Origin of the sequence: Tepidimonas fonticaldi (assembly GCF_001675355.1) — a bacterium.
GTDB lineage: Bacteria > Pseudomonadota > Gammaproteobacteria > Burkholderiales > Burkholderiaceae_C > Tepidimonas > Tepidimonas fonticaldi.
Genome location: NZ_LZDH01000062.1, coordinates 1 through 1,015, shown reverse-complemented (window position 1 = coordinate 1,015; position 1,015 = coordinate 1). Strand labels below are relative to the sequence as shown.

At 65.5% G+C, this 1,015-nt stretch carries 1 protein-coding gene; it reads left to right on the top strand.

Going from position 1 to position 1,015, the window contains the following annotated elements:
* Positions 1–30 precede the first annotated feature (30 nt).
* A partial coding sequence (locus A9O67_RS10250) for an FAD-dependent oxidoreductase (RefSeq protein ID WP_197484475.1) occupies positions 31–1,015 on the top strand: 985 nt, incomplete at its 3' end.

The window sequence follows — 1,015 nt, the reverse complement described above, 5'->3', positions numbered from 1 at the left end:
CGGCGGCCCACACGAATAAGGAACGATGGTATGAGCACTCTCAAAATCACCGGCATGACTTGCGACTCGTGCGCAGTGCATGTCAAGGACGCCCTGGAGAAAGTGCCCGGCGTGCAATCAGCGGATGTCTCCTACGCCAAGGGCAGCGCCAAGCTCGCCATTGAGGTCGGCACGTCACCCGACGCGCTGACGGCCGCTGTAGCTGGACTCGGTTATCGGGCCACGCTGGCCGATGCCCCCTCAGTTTCGACGCCGGGCGGATTGCTCGACAAGATGCGCGATCTGCTGGGCAGAAACGACAAGACGGGTAGCAGCGGCGCATTGCATATCGCCGTCATCGGCAGCGGCGGGGCCGCGATGGCAGCGGCGCTGAAGGCCGTCGAGCAAGGCGCACGTGTCACGCTGATCGAGCGCGGCACCATCGGCGGCACCTGCGTCAATGTCGGTTGTGTGCCGTCCAAGATCATGATCCGCGCCGCCCATATCGCCCATCTGCGCCGGGAAAGCCCGTTCGATGGCGGCATCGCCGCTACCACGCCGACCATCCAGCGCACGGCGCTGCGGGCCCCGCAGCAGGCCCGCGTCGATGAACTGCGCCACGCCAAGTACGAAGGCATCTTGGAGGGCAATCCGGCGATCACTGTGCTGCACGGCTCCGCCCGCTTGAAGGACAATCGCAACCTGATCGTGCCACTCAACGACGGCGGCGAGCGCGTGGTGGCATTCGACCGCTGCCTGATCGCCACCGGCGCGAGCCCGGCCGTGCCGCCGATTCCCGGCCTGAAAGACACTCCGTACTGGACTTCCACTGAAGCGCTGGTCAGCGAGACGATTCCTAAGCGCCTGGCCGTGATTGGCTCATCAGTGGTGGCGCTGGAGCTGGCGCAGGCGTTCGCCCGACTCGGAGCGAAGGTGACGATCCTGGCTCGCAGCACGCTGTTCTTCCGCGAAGACCCAGCTATAGGCGAAGCCGTCACGGCCGCATTCCGCATGGAGGGCATCGAGGTGAGGGAAC